The sequence below is a fragment of the Pseudoxanthomonas sp. PXM01 genome (assembly GCF_014851815.1).
Taxonomy (GTDB): Bacteria; Pseudomonadota; Gammaproteobacteria; order Xanthomonadales; family Xanthomonadaceae; genus Pseudoxanthomonas_A.
In genome coordinates, this window is sequence record NZ_JACVAJ010000001.1 from 1015047 (window position 1) to 1032793 (window position 17747).

16 protein-coding genes are annotated in these 17747 nt (G+C 68.0%); 12 read left to right on the forward strand and 4 right to left on the reverse strand.

Annotated features, from left to right (window positions below; translation table 11 throughout):
* The first annotated feature begins 26 nt into the window (after nt 1-26).
* Entirely contained in the window at nt 27-836 is an 810-nt protein-coding gene (gene thiD / locus IB230_RS04615; protein WP_192269247.1) for a bifunctional hydroxymethylpyrimidine kinase/phosphomethylpyrimidine kinase, read from the forward strand.
* Entirely contained in the window at nt 833-1684 is an 852-nt protein-coding gene (locus IB230_RS04620; protein WP_192269250.1) for an alpha/beta fold hydrolase, read from the forward strand. Before thiD ends, IB230_RS04620 begins: the two co-directional genes overlap by 4 nt.
* Before the next feature lie 7 nt (nt 1685-1691).
* Here the strand turns inward: IB230_RS04620 and IB230_RS04625 are convergent, their stop codons facing one another.
* Nucleotides 1692-2747, reverse strand: coding sequence for a diguanylate cyclase (locus IB230_RS04625; protein ID WP_192269253.1), 1056 nt, complete (start codon nt 2745-2747; stop codon nt 1692-1694).
* A gap of 117 nt (nt 2748-2864) precedes the next feature.
* Complete coding sequence (gene galE / locus IB230_RS04630; protein WP_192269258.1) at nt 2865-3881, reverse strand: UDP-glucose 4-epimerase GalE; 1017 nt, start codon at nt 3879-3881, stop codon at nt 2865-2867.
* 200 nt (nt 3882-4081) lie between these two features.
* Between galE and IB230_RS04635 the strand changes: the two genes are divergently transcribed.
* The 7 genes from IB230_RS04635 to IB230_RS04665 all read left to right on the forward strand — a co-directional run bounded on the left by IB230_RS04635 (nt 4082) and on the right by IB230_RS04665 (nt 11966).
* On the forward strand, nt 4082-5371 hold the full coding sequence (locus IB230_RS04635) for a nucleotide sugar dehydrogenase (RefSeq protein ID WP_305077268.1): 1290 nt from the start codon (nt 4082-4084) through the stop codon (nt 5369-5371).
* 27 nt (nt 5372-5398) lie between these two features.
* A complete protein-coding gene (locus tag IB230_RS04640; protein ID WP_192269261.1) occupies nt 5399-6406 on the forward strand; it encodes an NAD-dependent epimerase in 1008 nt (335 codons plus the stop codon).
* 81 nt (nt 6407-6487) lie between these two features.
* Nucleotides 6488-7111, forward strand: coding sequence for an XrtA/PEP-CTERM system exopolysaccharide export protein (locus IB230_RS04645; RefSeq protein WP_192269264.1), 624 nt, complete (start codon nt 6488-6490; stop codon nt 7109-7111).
* 42 nt (nt 7112-7153) lie between these two features.
* Complete coding sequence (locus tag IB230_RS04650) at nt 7154-8707, forward strand: XrtA system polysaccharide chain length determinant (protein ID WP_192269267.1); 1554 nt, start codon at nt 7154-7156, stop codon at nt 8705-8707.
* 2 nt (nt 8708-8709) lie between these two features.
* Nucleotides 8710-9444 carry a CpsD/CapB family tyrosine-protein kinase gene (locus IB230_RS04655; protein WP_192269273.1) on the forward strand — a complete coding sequence of 245 codons (735 nt, stop codon included), beginning with the start codon at nt 8710-8712 and terminating at the stop codon, nt 9442-9444.
* A 19-nt stretch (nt 9445-9463) separates the two neighbouring features.
* Nucleotides 9464-10768, forward strand: a complete 1305-nt coding sequence (locus IB230_RS04660) for a hypothetical protein (RefSeq protein WP_192269276.1) — start codon at nt 9464-9466, stop codon at nt 10766-10768.
* Between the two features lie 28 nt (nt 10769-10796).
* Entirely contained in the window at nt 10797-11966 is a 1170-nt protein-coding gene (locus tag IB230_RS04665; protein WP_192269280.1) for a glycosyltransferase, read from the forward strand.
* Between the two features lie 18 nt (nt 11967-11984).
* On the opposite strand, the gene IB230_RS04670 is transcribed toward IB230_RS04665, so the two are convergent.
* Both IB230_RS04670 and IB230_RS04675 read right to left on the reverse strand, forming a co-directional pair.
* The gene (locus tag IB230_RS04670; RefSeq protein ID WP_192269283.1) at nt 11985-12512 is read right to left on the reverse strand and encodes a serine acetyltransferase; all 528 of its coding nucleotides are present in this window, start codon (nt 12510-12512) and stop codon (nt 11985-11987) included.
* On the reverse strand, nt 12509-13723 hold the full coding sequence (locus IB230_RS04675) for a glycosyltransferase family 4 protein (RefSeq protein ID WP_192269286.1): 1215 nt from the start codon (nt 13721-13723) through the stop codon (nt 12509-12511). Before IB230_RS04675 ends, IB230_RS04670 begins: the two co-directional genes overlap by 4 nt.
* A gap of 194 nt (nt 13724-13917) precedes the next feature.
* Here IB230_RS04675 and IB230_RS04680 point away from each other — a divergent pair, with 194 nt between their 5' ends.
* The 3 genes from IB230_RS04680 (at nt 13918) to IB230_RS04690 (ending at nt 17718) form a co-directional block, all read left to right on the forward strand.
* On the forward strand, nt 13918-15264 hold the full coding sequence (locus tag IB230_RS04680; RefSeq protein ID WP_192269289.1) for an O-antigen ligase family protein: 1347 nt from the start codon (nt 13918-13920) through the stop codon (nt 15262-15264).
* 79 nt (nt 15265-15343) lie between these two features.
* Nucleotides 15344-16531 carry a hypothetical protein gene (locus tag IB230_RS04685; protein WP_192269292.1) on the forward strand — a complete coding sequence of 396 codons (1188 nt, stop codon included), beginning with the start codon at nt 15344-15346 and terminating at the stop codon, nt 16529-16531.
* A complete protein-coding gene (locus tag IB230_RS04690) occupies nt 16531-17718 on the forward strand; it encodes a glycosyltransferase family 2 protein (RefSeq protein WP_192269295.1) in 1188 nt (395 codons plus the stop codon). The genes IB230_RS04685 and IB230_RS04690 overlap by 1 nt, the downstream gene beginning before the upstream one ends.
* Nucleotides 17719-17747: the final 29 nt, after the last annotated feature.

Sequence of the window (17747 nt, forward strand, 5' to 3'; positions counted from 1 at the left end):
CCGCGTACGGATGGCACAATCCACGCATGACAGCTCCTTCCGTGGTTTCCGCCCTCACCATCGCCGGCTCCGATTCCGGTGGCGGCGCCGGCATCCAGGCCGACCTCAAGACCTTCGCCGCGCATCGGGTTCACGGCCTCTCGGCGATCGCCGCGCTGACCGCGCAGCACACCCGCGGCGTGACCGCAGTGAACGTGCCGCCGATGGAGTTCCTGCGCGCGCAACTCGATGCATGTTTCGAGGACTTCGATATCCGCGCGGTGAAGCTGGGCATGCTGGCCACCGCCGAGGTGATCGGCGTCGTGGCGGACGCGTTGCGCGCCCATGCGCCGATGGCCATCGTGGTCGATCCCGTGATGGTCGCCACCAGCGGCGCCAAGCTGCTTGAAGACAGCGCATTGCATGCGTTACGAACGCAACTGCTGCCGCTCGCGGATGTGGTGACGCCCAATCTGCCCGAGGCCGAACTGCTGCTGGGCCGCGCCATCCCTGACGCGCAGGCGATGCGAGCGGCAGCGAACGACCTGCTGGCGCTGGGTGCACATGCCGTGTTCCTCAAGGGTGGTCACCTGCCCGATGACGGTGACGTGGTGGATCTCTATGTCGATGCGGATGGCCTGACGGAAACATCGCACCCGCGCCTGTCGCTCGAAGCCCATGGCACGGGATGCACGCTGGCCTCCGCCATCGCCGCGCGTCGCGCGCAGGGCATGTCGATGAAGGAGGCCTGCCTGGCCGCGTCCGACTATGTGCACGCTGCGCTGCGCGGCGGCTATCGGCCGGGGCGCAGCGACATCGTCGTGCTGGACCACAGTGGCGCGGCGCCCCGCGCATGAACGCCATCGATCAGCCGGCCCTCCACGAAGAGATTCCCCTGCAGTCGCAGGATGGCCACGCCTGCACCCTGATCGCCCGCATTCCGGCCGGCGCGTCGTCTGCGCTGCTATGGGTTCCCGCCCTCGGCGTTGCCGCGCGCCACTACCTGCCGTTCGCGGACACACTTGCGGCAAAGGGCATGGCGGTGTTCGTGCACGAGTGGCGCGGCAACGGCAGCAGTTCACTGCGGGCCGGCCGACGCACCGACTGGGGCTATCGCGAACTTCTCGGCACGGACCTGCCACTCAGCCACCAGGCGCTACGCAACCGGCTGCCGGGCATGCCGCATCGCATCGGTGGACACAGCCTGGGCGGACAGTTGGCGGCCTGCCACGCCGGCCAGGTGCCGGACGACTTTGCCGCGCTCTGGCTCGTCGGCAGCGGCACGCCTTACTGGCGCACGTTTCCGGCACCGCGGGGTTACGCGTTGCCGTTCTTCTACCAGTTCGCTCCTTGGCTGGCGCGCGCCTGCGGCGCTTTGCCGGGCCGGCGCCTGGGATTCGGTGGCGACGAAGCGCGCGGCCTGATCCGCGACTGGGCCCGTGTCGGACTCAGCGGCCGTTATCGCGCGGCTGGCTGGCCGGTGGACCTGGAAGCCGGCATGCGGCGGGTGCGCGCGCCGCTGCGCGGCGTGTTGTTCGACGACGACTGGCTGGCACCGGAAAGCTCGCTCCGTGCGCTGATGGCGAAGCTGCCGGATGCACCGGCGCACGTCACCGTGCTGGACCACGCCCGCCTGGGCGCGCGCGCCGACCATTTCGCCTGGATGAAGCAACCACAGGCCGTGGTCGACGCGCTGCTCGCCTGACCGCGCCTCAGCAGCCGACGACGATGCAGTCGCGTCCCTGGGCCTTCGCCCGGTACAGCGCACTGTCGGCGCTGTTGATCCAGTCCGAGACCGTCGCGATGCCGGCGTGGGATTCGGCCAGCCCGATGCTCACCGTGCAACGCAGGCCGCGCGCCGAGAACGGGCAGGCGGCGACCTGTCGCCTCAGCCGCTCCGCCGCGACGATGGCCTCTTCCCAGCGCGTATCGGGCATCACGACACCGAACTCGTCGCCGCCGTAGCGCCCCCCGGTATCGACGTCGCGCAGGCAGGCCTTCAGCAGGCGGGCGAATTCCTCGACGACCTCGTCGCCGGTGGTGTGGCCGTAGCCATCGTTGATGTCCTTGAAACGGTCGATGTCGATCAGCACCAGCACCGCGGTGCGCCCGGCGCGCTGGAAGCGGCCGAGCTCGGTGGTCGCCGCGTGCAGCCACTGCTGCCGGTTCATCAGGCCGGTGGCCGCGTCGAACCGCGCCATCCGCTCCAGCAGGTCCTTCTGCTGCCGGGCCTTGCGTGCCAGCGCATGGGTGGCGATGCCGATGGCCATCGGATAGATGGCCAGGAACGGCAGGCAGGCCAGCACCACGGGATAGCTGGTATAGGGCTCGAACGCGAAGCCCCAGGCGGCGCTTGCGGCAAGACAGGTCAGCGCCATCGCCCCCAGCGTGCGCACCCCGAAGCGACCGCCGCCGATGATGACCTTGTCCATCGTCAGCATCACCGCCAGCAGCACGCTGGGCAACGCGTCGAAGTGCATGGCGGCGATCCAGAAACCGCCCATGGCCGCATCGAAGGTCAGGTTCTGGAATTCCGCCCGCAGGGGCTCGCTGCGCTGCGCCTTCACCCGCAGGTAGGCCAGGTGCGGCCACAGGAAGCCATTGGCGACCAGCAGCGCCCACAGCGCCGGCGAAGCGGAATGTTCGTACAGCACCGCGCCGACGCACAGGAACCCGAGCCCCAGCCCCAGCGCGCGCATCCGGTACATGCGCAGGCCGTAGCGTGAGCGGTTCTGTTCCGCCAAGTTGCGCACGGCGTCGGAAGGCAAGCGGATCCCGGCGATGTGAGATCGGGGGATTTTCGGCCAATCCCCTGCACACCGCCAGCCCGCGACCCGGCGTCGCAGCGGCGGCTTATGCCAACCCGGTCACGTTCGTGGCCCCTGTTACGCGGCGGGATACCCCTGCGGGTTCTGCGATTGCCAGCGCCATGCATCGCGGCACATCGCATCGACACCCAGCTCGGCGCGCCATCCCAGCACGTCGTTGGCCAGCGACGGGTCGGCGTAGACCTCGGCCACATCCCCTGCGCGGCGATCGACGATCTGATAGGGAATCTCCCGTTCCGCGGCGCCGGCGAACGCCTTGACCAGCTGCAGCACGCTGATGCCCTGTCCGGTGCCCAGGTTGACCGTCAGGCTGCGGCGCTCGCGCAGCAGGAAATCCAGCGCATCGGCATGTGCCCGCGCCAGGTCCACCACGTGGATGTAATCGCGCACGCCGGTGCCGTCCGGCGTCGGCCAGTCGCCGCCGAACACGCTCAGGTGCCCGCGCCGCCCGACCGCCACCTGGCAGATGTAGGGCATCAGGTTGTTGGGAATGCCGCTCGGATCCTCGCCGATGAGCCCGGACGCATGCGCGCCCACGGGATTGAAGTAGCGCAGGTTGGCCGCGTGGAACCCGGGGTCGCTGCGGCAGAGGTCGCCGATCAGCTCTTCCATCACCAGCTTGGTGCGGCCGTAGGGGTTGGTGACCTGCAGGTCGGCGTCCTCGCGCACGGGCACGCTTGCGGGGTCGCCGTAGACCGTGGCGGAGGAGCTGAACACAAGGCGCTTCACGCCCGCCGCCTGCATGCCGTGCAGCAGGTTGAGCGTGCCGCTGATGTTGTTGTGGAAATAGTCCAGCGGACGCTCGCACGACTCGCCCACCGACTTGAGCGCCGCGAAATGGACCACGGCGTCGAAGTGCTGCCGCGCGAAGAAGCCGGTCACCGCGTCCCGATCGCGCAGGTCCAGTGGCTGGAAAGGCACCGGTTGCCCGGTGATCTGCTGCAGCCGGGCCAGTACGCCCGGCGAGCTGTTGCTGAAATTGTCGGCCACCACGACATCGTGGCCCCGCTCGACGAGCACCACATAAGCATGTGCACCGATGTAGCCGGCGCCACCGCACAACAGGATCCGCATGTCGACTCCCCGGTCGCTGGTCACCCGCCTTCCACGGCGGGCAGTCATGATGGAGTTACGAAAACGACGTGGCGATCAGGCCATCCCTTGCCCGGCCACGTGCATCCGGCCGCCCATCACGCGGCGGTGCCTCCGCGACTCGCGGCCGCGCCACCTATAGACTCTCACTCCGATCGCAGTGCACAGGGAACGCCCCACCGATGAATGCGCCATTGCCCACCCTCGACCAGGTCAGGATCGCCGTGATCGGCCTGGGCTACGTCGGGCTGCCACTGGCGGTCGCGTTCGGCCGCACGTTCCCCACGCTCGGCTTCGACATCGATGCCCGGCGCGTGGCGGGCCTGCGCAACCATCACGACCACACGCTGGAGATGAGCGCCGAGGACCTGCGCGCCGCGCCGCGCCTGGATTTCAGCGACGACCCCGCCGCCCTGGCGGGATGCAACGTGTTCATCGTCACCGTTCCCACGCCCATCGACGATTACAAGCGTCCGGACCTGCATCCGCTGGAGTCGGCCAGCCGTACCGTCGGCCGCGCCATCGGCAGAGGCGCGGTCGCCATCTACGAATCGACCGTCTATCCGGGCGCCACCGAGGAAACCTGCGTCCCGATCATCGAGCACGAATCCGGGCTGCGCTTCAACCACGACTTCTACGCCGGCTACAGCCCCGAACGCATCAATCCCGGCGACAAGCAGCATCGGCTGGAGACCATCGTGAAGGTCACCTCCGGCTCCACCGCCGAGGTGGCCGACTTCGTCGACGCCCTGTACGGCAGCATCATCACCGCCGGCACGCACAAGGCCAGCAGCATCCGCGTGGCCGAAGCCGCCAAGGTCATCGAGAACACCCAGCGCGACGTCAACATCGCGCTGGTCAACGAACTGGCGCTGATCTTCCATCGACTGGGCATCGATACCCACGAAGTGCTGGAAGCCGCCGGGACCAAGTGGAACTTCCTGCCGTTCCGCCCCGGCCTGGTCGGCGGCCACTGCATCGGCGTGGACCCCTACTACCTGACCCACAAGGCGCAGCAGATCGGCTACCACCCCGAGGTGATCCTGGCCGGGCGGCGCATCAACGACGGCATGGGCAGCCATGTTTCCCAGCGCGTCACCCGGCTGATGGCCCAGCGCAACCTGCCCATCGCCGGCGCGCGCGTGCTGGTGCTGGGACTGGCCTTCAAGGAGAACTGCCCGGACGTGCGCAATACGCGCGTCATCGACATCGTGTCCGGACTGCGCAGCTACAACGCGCGCGTCGACGTGCATGACCCATGGGTGAATGCGGACGAGGCCCGCCACGAATACGGGCTCGAGCTGGTGGCAGAGCCGGACGCAGGCCAGTACGATGCGGTGGTACTTGCGGTCGCGCACCGGGAGTTCGTCGAACGGGGTGCCCACGGTGTCCGCGCGCTCGGCAAGCCCGGTGCGGTGATTTTCGACGTGAAGCGCGCGTTGCCGCGCGACGCCGTCGACGACTGCCTGTAACCGCTCCTTCCCGCACGAGACCCTCCGATGCGTGTTCTGGTCACCGGCGCCGCCGGCTTCATCGGTTCGCATCTCAGCCATCGCCTGCTCGAACGGGGCGACGAAGTGCTGGGATACGACAACCTCAACGACTACTACGACCCCAGCCTGAAGGACGCACGCCTCGCTCGCCTGCTGCCGGAGCGCGGGTTCCGCTTCGTGCGCGGCGCGCTGGAGGATCGCACGGCCCTGGAGGCCGCCTTCGACGACTTCCGCCCGCAGCGCGTGGTCAACCTGGCCGCCCAGGCCGGCGTGCGCTATTCGCTGGAGAACCCGCACGCCTACATCGACAGCAACATCGTCGGCTTCACCAACATCCTGGAAGCCTGCCGCCACCGGGGCATCGAACACCTGGTGTACGCCTCGTCGAGCTCGGTGTACGGCGCGAACCGCAAGCTGCCGTTCGCGGTGGAAGACAGCGTCGACCACCCGGTCAGCCTGTACGCCGCCACCAAGAAGGCCAACGAACTGATGGCGCACACGTACAGCCATCTGTTCGCGCTGCCGACCACCGGGCTGCGCTTCTTCACGGTGTACGGTCCCTGGGGGCGCCCGGACATGGCGCTGTTCCTGTTCACCCGCAACATCCTGGCCGGCACGCCGATCGACGTGTTCAACCACGGCCACCACACGCGCGACTTCACCTACATCGACGACATCGTCGAAGGCGTCATCCGCACGCTGGATACCGTACCGGGCTCCGACCCGGTGTACGACCCGCTGCAGCCGAATCCCGGCTCCTCCAGCGCACCGTACCGGGTCTACAACATCGGCAACCACCAGCCCGTGCAGCTGCTGCGCTACATCGAGGTGCTGGAGGACTGCCTGGGCCGGAAGGCCGAGAAGCGCCTGCTGCCGATGCAGCCCGGCGACGTGCCCGACACCGAGGCCGACGTCGAGGCATTGCGCCGGGACACCGGCTACTCGCCTTCGACGCCCATCGAGACCGGCATCCGCCGCTTCGTCGACTGGTACCGCGACTACTACGCGACCTGAGGGCCACGGACGGGGCGTCGCTGGCCGGATTGTGATGTTACCTGCGTTATTCAGGACAATCCGCACCAACAGGGGACTACCATGAACCGACTCTTCGCCGGCCTCGCCGCCCTCACCTGCGCGCTCATCCTGTCAGGCTGCGCGACGGGCTCTTCCGCCAGCAGGACGGCGCCGCCCGAACAGAAGACGATCGCGGTGGACAACTACCGCATCGGCGTGGACGACATCGTCCAGGTGTCCGTGTGGCGCAATCCCGAACTGGGCATCACCGTGCCGGTGCGTCCGGATGGCATGATCTCGGTCCCGCTGGTGGGCGACGTGGCGGCCGGCGGACATACGCCCGGTGAAGTCGCCGCCGACATCCAGGCCAAGCTGGCGACCTATGTGCGCGACCCGCAAGTGGCCGTGATCCTGACCGAACTGCGCAGCCACGAGTACCTCTCGCGCGTCCGCGTGACCGGCGCCGTGCGGCAGCCGATCTCCATCCCGTTCCGCCCCGGCATGACGGTGCTGGACGCGGTGCTGGCGGCCGGCGGCATCAACGAGTTCGCCGCCCCGGACAAGACGTCCCTGCACCGCAAGAACGCCGACAGCAGCGCCACCTATGCGATCCGCCTGGACCGCATCCTGCAGAAGGGCGATCTGGCCAGCAATTTCGATGTGCAGCCGGGCGATGTCGTCATCGTCCCCGAGCGCGCGTTCTGATGACTGCCGCGCGCACCCCGGCCGCCACCGAATTCCCTTCCAATGACTGAAAAAACCCACGATATCGCCCAGCTGGTACCCGTCCTGCTGCGCGAAATGCGCCGCTACGGCGTGGCCATGGCCCTGGTATTCGCGTTCATCGCCCTCGCCGCGCTTGCGGTGGGCCTGGCGGTGCCGCGCAAGTACGCCGCCTCCACCACCATCCTGGCGCAGGGCAGCGACATCATCCAGCCGCTGCTGGAAGGCCGTGCGGTGGCGACGGAAGTCACCGACCGCGCCGGCCTGGCGCGGCAGGTGATCTTCAGCCGCAAGGTGATGTCCATGATCCTGGAGAAGGGCGGCTGGCTGGCCGACAAGCCGTCCGCCATCGAGCAGGACCGGATCATGGAGCAGATCAAGAGCCGCACCACGGTCAACGCGCCGCGGCCGGAACTGATCCAGATCAACTACCACGACTCCGACCCGCGCCGCACGCTGGAAGTGACCCAGCAGTTCGCCGAGCTGTTCATCGCCCAGAATCGTGCCGCCAAGGAACGCGAGAGCCGCGAGGCCTTCGAGTTCATCGACAAGCAGGTGCGCGACTACCACGCCAAGCTGACCGGCTCCGAGAAGGGCCTGATGGACTACCGCTCGGCCAACATCGATGCCCAGCCCGGCAGCGTGGCCGACTCGACCGCCCGCATCAACGCGTTGCGCGCGCAGGTCGAACAGGCCCGCCTGAGCATGATGGAACAGCAGTCGCGCGAAAGCGCGCTCGTGTCCCAGCTGTCCGGCGAGTCCGAGGTGTCGGCCGTGCAGTCGCGGTCCAGCATGTATCGCGCGCAGCTGATCGACCTGCAGAACCAGTACAACCAGCTGCTCCTCAACTTCACCGACAAGCATCCGGACGTGGTCCGCGTGCGCCTGCAGATGCAGGATCTGCAGCAGCAGCTGGCCAGCGAGGAAGCACGCCGCACGCAACAGGGCCCGTCGGGCAACAGCCTGGCGCTGAGCGACGACGCGCAGATCAATCCGCTGTACCAGGAACTGCGGACCCAGCTGGCGACCGCCCGCCGCGAACTGGCCGCCACGCGCTCGCGCATGGCCGCCAGCGAGTCCATGCTGAACGACGAGCTCAACCGCAGCCGGCGCATCGCCACCTCCGAAGGCATGCTGGCCGAACTGACCCGCGACTACGAGGTCAACCGCGACCTTTACCAGGACCTGCTGCGCCGTCGCGAGAATGCGCGCGTATCGATGGTGCTGGATGAAGAACAGCGCGGCCTGACCTTCCGCATCCAGGATCCGGCGATGCTGCCGGTGCGCCCTTCGGGCCTGCGCATGCTGCATTTCGCCGCCGCCGGCCTCGGCCTGGGCGTACTCGCACCGCTGGGACTGCTGTTCGCGCTGGTCACCCTGGACCCGCGCATCCGCTCGGCCAAGACGCTGGAGTCGCTCAACACCGGCCTGCCCCTGCTGGTGTCGGTCCCCGCGTACGAGACCGCGCGCGAGAAGCGCCGCACGCGCGTCCGGTTCGCCATGGCCTCGATGCTGGTCACCGGCGTCCTGGTCTGCTACGTCCTCGTGTACTGGTATATGGCGGTCAGGCAAGCATGAACATGGAAAACAACGATCATCGCCCGGCCAACCAGGCGCAACAGCCCGGCAACACCTCGATCGCACGCATCGTCGAGCCGCGCGCCCAGCAGATCAAACCGCTGGAAGAGCGCCGCCTGATCCACCACGACGGCGCCGCGCACCGGCACGTGGACGTGTTTCGCGAACTGCGCACGCGGTTGCTGTCGCTGGGTGGCAACGACAACTTCATCACCATGATCGCGCCCATCAGCCCCGGCTCGGGCGGCAGCTTCGTGGCCTGCAACCTGGCCGCGGCGTTCGCCTTCCACGCCAGCAAGTCGGCGCTGCTGGTGGACTGCAACCTGCGCGACCCCTCGCAGCACGTCAACCTGCGCGTGGACGCCTCCGGCGGCGGACTGATCGAGTACCTCGACCAGCAGATGCCGGCCGCCGATCCGGTCATCTACCCGACCGGCATTCCGGACCTGGAGCTGATCCCCGCCGGTCGCTTGACCCACATCAGCGCCGAGTACTTCTCCTCGGGCCGGATGCGCGACATGATCGGCCGGCTGCGGGAGGAAGACGCGCAACGGCATATCTTCATCGATGCGCCTGCGGTCACCGCCTCGCCGGACGCCCGCATCCTGTCCGAGCTGGTGGATTTCGTCGTGCTGGTGGTCGGCAGCGGTAGGGACACGCCCGAGCGCATCACCAAGGCCGTGAGCAACTTCCACAGCGACAAGCTGGCCGGCCTCGTCTTCAACGAACTGCCCTGATCCCGTAGAGGTGGCACCCATGCGCAGAACCCTTCTGAGCCTCGCCCTGGTGGCGGCCTGCACGCCGCCGGCGGCCAAGGCCGCCTGGCGCCTGGACTACGACCTGGGCATGGGCTACCAGTACAGCGACAACATCAACCTCAGCCAGACCGACCCGATCAGCGAGAACGTGCTGATCCCCAGCGTCAACTTCTCGCTGAGCGAAACCGGCTCGGTGCTGCGCGCCGACATCGCCGGCGGGCTCGAGTACTACAACTACCTCGGCGGCGAGTTCGCCAACGAGCTGCGCACCAACCTGGACGCCGACGTCGACTGGACGATCATGCCGGAACGGCTCAACTGGGTGGTGTCCGACCACCTGGGCATGGAGCCGGTCAACCTGCGTGCGGCCGATACGCCGGGCAACATGCAGCGCACCAACGTGTTCACCACCGGTCCGACGCTGCGGTTCAACCTGGCGCCGACGCTGCGCGGCCGCACCGACCTGCGCTATGTCGATTCGTATGCGGAGAACAGCCGCGACTTCGACTCCTCGCGCATCTCGGCGGCGTTCCGCGCCGAATGGGAGCGCAGCACGACCCAGCAGTTTTCCGCCGGCGTGGAAGTACAGGACGTCGACTTCGATTACGACAACCTGGCCGAGGACTACAAGCGGCGCTCGGCCTTCGTGGGCTATACCCACCGGCTGACCGACCTCAACCTCAATGTCATCGCCGGTTACGCGTGGCTGGACTTCACGCGCGGACACGAGGCATCGGCGCCGTTCGTGCGCACCTCGCTGTACTGGACCATCACCCCCAACAACCGTGTCCGCGTGGCCGGCGCGTGGGAGTACTCCGACGCCGCGACGTACCTCGCCGAAGGCGCGGGCGGGATCGAGGAAGAAGAGCCCGGCCGGGTCGCCATCGGCGGCGCGATGGTCAGCCCCGACGTGTATCGGGAGCGCCGCCTGGAAGCGTCGTACGTGCACGAGAGCGCACGCCTGATCGCCACCGCCAGCGCGTTCACCGGCCGCTTCCGCTATGAAAGCACCCTGTCGGTCTACACCGAGGACCGCGACGAACGTGGCGGCTTCCTGGACGTGGGCTATCGCGCGCGTCCCCTGCTGACGTTCGGCACCCTGCTCAACGCCACCCGCCGCCACTACATCGACAGCGACGAGCGCGATACCACCAAGATGTACGGCCTGTACGTGTCGCACGACCTGTCGCGCCACTGGAACTGGCGCGCGGACGTGCGCCGTCTGGAGCGCGAGTCGGCCACCGGCACTACGCCGACCTACAACGAAAACCAGGTGTTCCTGCGCCTGACCTACCGCCGTTGAGGCGATCCGCACGCGCCCTGGAGGGGCCATGCTGAAAATCGCCGTCGTCACCCCGATGCTGCCTATCCCGCAGGATCGCACGCGCGGGCGCTACATCCACGAAACGGCGCGCGCGCTGTCGCAGCTGGCCAAGGTGCGCGTGTTCTTCCAGCAGCCGCGCTATCTGGCCATTCCCGGCCTGACCCCGCGCAACTTCCTCACCGGCACGGCCGGCGCCGACTACTCGGCCGACGGCATCGATGTGGAAACCTTCACCTACCCGGCCGTGGTCGGACTTTCGCGCGTCACCAATGGGTACGTGGCCGGACGCGCATTGACGCCGCGCGTACGTGCGTTCGCGCCCGACGTGGTGATCGGCTACTGGATCTACCCGGATGCCTACGCGGCGTGGCAGTGCGCACGCCGCCTGGATGTGCCGTGCATCGCCGGTGCGTTGGGCTCGGACATCCATGTCCGCGCCGGCGCCAACGCGGCGTTCACCCGCCGCACCGTGGCCGGCGTCGATGCCCTGGTGACCGTCAGCGAGGCGATGCGCCGTACCGCGATCGCCGACTTCGGTGCACCGGCCGCGCGTGTGCATACCGTCGTCAACGGCTTCAACACCGGCGTCTTCCATCCGCGCGACCGCCAGGCGATGCGCCAGAAGCTGGGCGTTTCCGCCGATGCGAAACTGATGGTCTATGTCGGCCGCCTGGTCGAATCGAAGGGCCTGCGCGAACTGCTGGCCGCCTTCGCCGCGCTGTCGGGTTCCGATCCCTCGCTGCAGCTCGCGCTGGTCGGCGAGGGCGTGATGCGCGAGGAGCTCGACCACATGGTGCAGACCGCCGGTCTGCAGCAGCGCGTGGTCATGCCGGGGGGCATGGAGCCCCAGCAGGTGGCCGAGTGGATCTGCGCGTCGGACCTGCTCACCCTGCCGAGCTGGTCGGAAGGCTATCCCAACGTCGTCGTCGAAGCGCTGGCGTGCGGCGTACCCGTCGTCGCCACCGATGTCGGCGGCACCCGCGAGATCATCGACGAACGCAACGGCCTCCTCATCCCGCCCCGCGACGAAAGCGTCCTGGCGCAGGCTCTATCGCAGGCGCTGTCCCATCCCTGGGACCACGCCGCCATCGCGGCCTCGATGCGTCGCACCTGGGACGACGTGGCGCGCGAGACCCTGGATGTGTGCGAACAGGCGCTGGCGGCGCGACGCCGCTAGTCCGGGCGGCGCGGCCGCCTAGACGTCGCTGCCGGCCGCCGGTCTCGCAGGCAGCACCCGCGCGGGAATGCCGACAGCCGTCGCGCCCGCCGGCACGTCGTGCAGCACCACGGCGTTGGCGCCGATGCGTGCCCCCTCGCCCACCTGCACGCCGCCGATGACCTTGGCACCGGAACCGATGAACACACCATCGGCGAGCACCGGCACGCCGCCGCGGTTGTCGCCGATCACCACGCCGCTCTCGATGCGCACGTCGCGGCCACCCTTCACCGCGGAATTGATCACCACGCCCACCGGATGGATCAGCACGAAGCCCGGCCCGAACTGCGCGCGTACACCGATCACGCAGCCGTTGAGCACCTTGTTGACCCAGTGCGGCAACAGCGCCAGAGGCGCCAGTCCTGCGCGCGCCAGCATCGCCTGCAGGCGATAGAGCGCATTGGCCGACGTGCCGTCGGTGAACACCGCACGCAACAGCGAGCAACGGTCCCCGTACTGTTCGTACAGCGCCTGCTTGGAGCGAAGATCCGCCAGGAAGTCGATCATGCGGCCGCGGAAGCCGGCTGGCTCAGACCGGTGTAGAAGTCCGACAGCTGCAGCACGTTGTGCCGCCACTGCCGCTCGGCCGCCACGTAGGCACGTGCCGCCTGGCCGATGCGGCGCAGTTCGTCCGCATCGGTACTGCGTTGCAGGACCGCCTGCACGGCCGCCTCGGTATCTTCGGCACGGAACATCCAGCCGGTGCTGCCTTCCACGAGCACCTCGCGGATCGGCTCGAAGTCCGGCGCGATCGGCGGCACGGCGCAGGCCATGAACTCGAACAGCTTGACCGGCGAGGTGTAGTCGCCCGCGCTGGGCAGGATGGCCATGTCCATCGCGGCCAGCAGGCCGGGGACCGCATCGTGGGGCACGCGTCCGGTCAGGATCACGCGGTCGGCCAGGCCACGCTTCTCCACGAACTCCTTGACCTCCGGATAGGTGGCGCCGTCGCCGACCAGCAGGAGCTTCAGGTGCGGCGCCTGCTCCAGGCGGTCCGCGATCGCATAGACAAACTTGTCGATCGCATGCCAGGGCACGAACGCGCCCAGATAGCCGCAGACCACGTGGCCTTCCAGACCCCACTGCGCGCGGGCATCGCTGCGCTGCTGCTCGGTGAAACTGAACTTGTCGATGTTGGCCGCGTTGTGGGTGACGATCGCCGGTGCCAGCGTGCCATGCGCCTCCTGGATGCGGTTGCGGAATGCCGCGGATACGAATACCAGCCCGGTCGCCTTGCGGAACGTGTAGCGCTCCATCGCCATCGCCACGCGATGGAAGAACAGCGGGCGCACCCGGTGCACCGCCGCCGAATCGTTGACCTCAAGGATGACCGGCAGCCCACGCATCCGTCCGAGCAACACCGTGGAGATCATGAAAAGCGAGTAACGCTCGTAGATGAAGTCGACGTCGGCATTCCGGCGCAGGTAGGCCAGCACGCGCCAGCCGGCGACCAGGTTGTAGGCGATCTCGGCCAGTTCGAACAGCGGCTCGGGCAGGCGCGTCAGCGCACGCATCCAGCTCTTGGACGAGCTGGTCGGCGACATGGCCTTCGGACTCGCATAGGGATCGGCGCCCGGCACCGAGATGATGTCCACCGCCACGCCCTCGGCACGCAATGCATCGGATACGCCGCGGATGTGCACGCCTTCCACTGCCTTGCCCTGCGTGCGATGGTGGTACAGCACGCGCTTCAGCGGCATCGGACTGTCTTGCGGCATGGGACGGAATTCCGGAGGATGATGCCTTGCATCACGTCAGACACGCCTGCATCCGGCCATGCGGATGGCCCGCCGTACGACGGCCACGCACCGCGCGCGGCTGCGGCGCGACGGTGCCAATGGCCTCTCCGGGACACTTGTTACGTTGCTAGAGCCAGGGGCCGCTCGGCGGCAGCGTCGGAGCGTCGAGCACCATGGGTTTTTTCCTGTACATCCTCTACGTGGCGATGACGTTCCTGCGCCCGGTGGAGATGTTCGCGCCCGATCTGGCCTCGTTGCGACCGATGCTGGTGCTGTGGTTCCTGGCGCTGGGCTTCGCGCTGTTCGATGCGTTCCGCGCCGGCCGGGTCGCCACGCGCCCGGTCAACTTCGTCCTGCTGGCCGGCCTGATGGTGGTCATCGGACTGTCGCAGATCGCCGCCGGCTGGACCGGTGGTGCGGCACTGGCGGTATACCATTTCAGTACCGCCGCGATGCTGTTCGTGCTGACGGTGCTCAACCTGACCACCACGCAGCGTGTGCAGATCGCCTGCACGACGCTGGTGGTGTGCATGACGATCGTCTGCCTGACGTCCATCTCGGCGTTCCATACGGGCTTCATGATGGACCAGCTGGTGCTGCGCCAGGGCACCGGCAACGATCCGGCCGACCTGCTGTCGGTGCAGGAACTGCCGATCCCGGCCGAGGACACCACCGGCGTGTTCCTGTGGCGCGTGCGTCACCTGGGCTTCCTGGCGGACCCGAACGACCTGGCCCAGGCCATCGTGATGGTGCTGCCGATGCTGTGGGGCGCGTACCGCAAGCGCAGCTTCATGCGCAACCTGGTGGTGGTGCTGGCACCGACGGCGGTGATGCTCTACACGATCCTGCTGACCCACTCGCGCGGCGCCCTGGTCGGCATCGCGGCCCTGTTCTTCTTCGGCATCCGCCGCATGCTGGGCACGTTCCGCACCGTGATGCTGCTGGGCGTGATGGGCATCGGCGCCACCGCATTGAGTTTCGGCGGCGACCGCGGCTTCTCCACCCAGGAGCAGTCGGCCAACGAGCGCGTGGAGGCGTGGTACGAAGCCCTGCAGATGATGCGCAGCAACCCGGTGTTCGGCGTGGGCTACGGCAACTTCACCAACCACCACCATCTGACGGCCCACAACTCGTTCGCCCTCTGTTTCGCCGAACTGGGCCTGCCGGGCTATTTCCTCTGGCTGGCGATGCTGGTGTTGGCCTACGAGGGTCTGCGCCAGGTCGCCGATCTGGCGCCGGCCGGCTCGCGCGACCGCAAGCTGGCGGCGATATTGCTGTCATCCTTCATCGGCTTCCTGGCCTGCGCATGGTTCCTCTCGCGTACCTATACGCCGAACCTGTTCCTGCTGTTGGCGATCTGCGCGAGCGCGGCGTACTGCGCCCGCAAGGCGCACCCGCTGACCGAGGCCGGCACGCCGTGGCCGCCCCTGCCCTCGTGGGTCATGCGCACGACGATCCTGCTGTTCGCCAGCGTCACCGCCATCTACGGCATCATCGTGCTGGAGCGCATGGTCCAATGATCGTCCGCACTCCGTCCTCTTCCTCCCCCTCGTCCACGCGGGATGCCCGCGTACCCGCTTCCCGGCCTGCCTCCTCCCCATGAAAATCGTCGCCTTCATCATCGTCGCCCTGCTCGTGCTGTGTGCGGCCGCCGTCCTGCGGCTGGTATGGAAACGCAACATCCTCGGCTGGTTGTGGAGCTACCTGCGCCGCGACTGGGCGATCGCGCGCCCACCTGCGGGCACCACCAAGCACGTGATGTTCTGCTTCGTGGACCACTACGAGCCGATGTGGGCCGCTGCCGACTACGAGACCGAAGTGGCACGCGTGGCACGCTGGCGCAGCGAGTACCCGCGGCTGTGCGCGTCGCACCGCGATGCCGACGGCCGTCCGCCCGTGCACTCGTTCTTCTATCCGGAAGAGGAGTACCGCCGCGAGCACATGGATGCGCTGGTGGAGCTGTGCCGGATGGAGCTGGGCGAGATCGACGTCCACCTGCACCACCACGACGATACCGAGGCCGGCCTGCGCGAGAAGCTGCAGCGCTTCACCTCGCTGCTGGTGCGCGACCACGACGCGCTGCCGGTGGATGCGGTCACCGGCCAGCCGCGCTGGGGCTTCATCCATGGCAACTGGTCGCTGGACAACAGCCACCCCAGTGGCGAGATGTGCGGTGTGGACAACGAACTGATCGTGCTGCGCGAAGAAGGCTGCTACGCCGATTTCACCCTGCCGGCCGCCCCCGATCCCTGCCAGACCCGGACCATCAACAGCATCTACTACGCGACTGATGTCGCGGACCAGCCGAAGTCGCACGACCGGGGCCGTCGCGCGCGCGTCGGTGGCGACGGCAGCGGCGACATGCTGCTGATCCAGGGCCCGCTGGGCCTGCGCTGGGACAGCCGCAAGTTCGGCATCCTGCCGCGCATCGAGAATGCCGATGTCCGCACCAGTTCGCCGCCGACGCCCGAGCGCATCGACGCGTGGATCCGCACCGGCATCCACGTCGAAGGCCGGCCGGAGTGGATCTTCGTGAAGGTGCATACGCACGGCACGCAGGAACGCGACATGGACACGCTGCTCGGCCCGGCGATGGACCGCGCCTTCAGTCACCTGGAGTCGCGCTACAACGACGGTCGCGAGTGGAAGCTGCACTACGTCAGCGCACGCGAGGCCTACAACATCGTCAAGGCAGCCGAGGCCGGCCTGGCCGGTGATCCGGGGCAGCATCGCGACTATCTGATTCCGCGCCCCGCGTACGCGCCCAGGACGGCGCAGGTGAGCTGATGCTGGAAACCGCCCTGATCCTGCTCGCGGCGTGCTGCCTGGGCGCCGTGGTCTACTCGTACGCGCTCTATCCGCTGCTGCTGGTCGCCATCGGCGGCCTGGCGCAGGGCCTGCGCGACGTCCGCTACGTGCTGGGCAAGCGCGAACGCCGCAACCCCGGCGGCGGCGTGCTGCCGGCGGTGGCGGTGGTCATTTCCGCCTACAACGAAGAGCGCCACATCCGTTCGCGGATCGACAACCTGCTGGCGCTGGACTACCCGCGCGAACTCCTGCACATCTACGTGGGTTCGGACGGCAGCCACGACCGCACCGGGGAGATCCTCGCCAGCTTCGGGCAGGCCACCGTGCACGCGCACGTCTTCACCGAGAACCGTGGCAAGGCCAGCGTGCTGAACGACCTGGTCGCGCGTACGCATGAGCCGATCCTGCTGTTCTCCGACGCCAATACGTTGTTCGCGAAGGATGCGGTGCGTCGGCTGGTCGCCCACTTCCGCACCCCCGAGGTCGGCGCCGTCAGCGGCGAGCTGCGCCTGCTCGGTTCCAATGGCGACAACCAGGACAGCCTGTACTGGCGTGTCGAACAGGTGCTCAAGTTCTTCGAGGCACGCATCGGCGGCCTGCTGGGCGCGAACGGCGCGATCTACGCCATCCGTCGCGAGTTCTGGTCCCCGCTCGCCACCGACACCATCTGCGACGATTTCTGCGTGGCGATGAGCGTGGCCGCCGCCGGCCAGCGCCTGGTCTACGAGCCCGCGGCCTGGGCCGAAGAGGACACGCCCGATGCGATCAGCGAGGAGTTCCACCGCCGCGTGCGCATCGGTATCGGCAACTTCCAGGCCCTGTTCCGCCATCCCGAGTATCTGTTCTGCACCTCGGTCGCCACGCGCTTCGCGTATTTCTCGCACAAGGTGCTGCGCTGGGTCGCGCCCCATCTGTTGATCGTGGCGCTGTTCGCCAGCCTGATCCTGGCGTCGCAGTCGCGCCTGTGGCTGCTGCTGGCATCGCTGCAGATCGTCGCCTATGCGGGCGCCGCCCTGTTGTATGCCGCCAGCCTCGCCGGCGTGCGGCTGCCCTCCCTGCTCCGCATCCCCACGTTCCTGTTCGCCCTCAACCTGGCGTTCCTGCTGGCGTCGTGGCGCTATGCGAGCGGCAACTACCGCGGTTCGTGGAAGCGCACCCGGCGCTGACCACCCCTGTTTTCACGAGGACACACGCT

Bases quoted from the DNA above. Each gene is read 5' to 3' on its own strand.
- thiD (WP_192269247.1), top strand. From the start codon at position 27: ATGACAGCTCCTTCCGTGGTTTCCGCCCTCACCATCGCCGGCTCCGAT.
- IB230_RS04620 (WP_192269250.1), top strand. From the start codon at position 833: ATGAACGCCATCGATCAGCCGGCCCTCCACGAAGAGATTCCCCTGCAG.
- galE (WP_192269258.1), bottom strand. From the start codon at position 3,881: ATGCGGATCCTGTTGTGCGGTGGCGCCGGCTACATCGGTGCACATGCT.
- IB230_RS04635 (WP_305077268.1), top strand. From the start codon at position 4,082: ATGAATGCGCCATTGCCCACCCTCGACCAGGTCAGGATCGCCGTGATC.
- IB230_RS04640 (WP_192269261.1), top strand. From the start codon at position 5,399: ATGCGTGTTCTGGTCACCGGCGCCGCCGGCTTCATCGGTTCGCATCTC.
- IB230_RS04645 (WP_192269264.1), top strand. From the start codon at position 6,488: ATGAACCGACTCTTCGCCGGCCTCGCCGCCCTCACCTGCGCGCTCATC.
- IB230_RS04650 (WP_192269267.1), top strand. From the start codon at position 7,154: ATGACTGAAAAAACCCACGATATCGCCCAGCTGGTACCCGTCCTGCTG.
- IB230_RS04655 (WP_192269273.1), top strand. From the start codon at position 8,710: ATGGAAAACAACGATCATCGCCCGGCCAACCAGGCGCAACAGCCCGGC.
- IB230_RS04660 (WP_192269276.1), top strand. From the start codon at position 9,464: ATGCGCAGAACCCTTCTGAGCCTCGCCCTGGTGGCGGCCTGCACGCCG.
- IB230_RS04665 (WP_192269280.1), top strand. From the start codon at position 10,797: ATGCTGAAAATCGCCGTCGTCACCCCGATGCTGCCTATCCCGCAGGAT.
- IB230_RS04670 (WP_192269283.1), bottom strand. From the start codon at position 12,512: ATGATCGACTTCCTGGCGGATCTTCGCTCCAAGCAGGCGCTGTACGAA.
- IB230_RS04675 (WP_192269286.1), bottom strand. From the start codon at position 13,723: ATGCCGCAAGACAGTCCGATGCCGCTGAAGCGCGTGCTGTACCACCAT.
- IB230_RS04680 (WP_192269289.1), top strand. From the start codon at position 13,918: ATGGGTTTTTTCCTGTACATCCTCTACGTGGCGATGACGTTCCTGCGC.
- IB230_RS04685 (WP_192269292.1), top strand. From the start codon at position 15,344: ATGAAAATCGTCGCCTTCATCATCGTCGCCCTGCTCGTGCTGTGTGCG.
- IB230_RS04690 (WP_192269295.1), top strand. From the start codon at position 16,531: ATGCTGGAAACCGCCCTGATCCTGCTCGCGGCGTGCTGCCTGGGCGCC.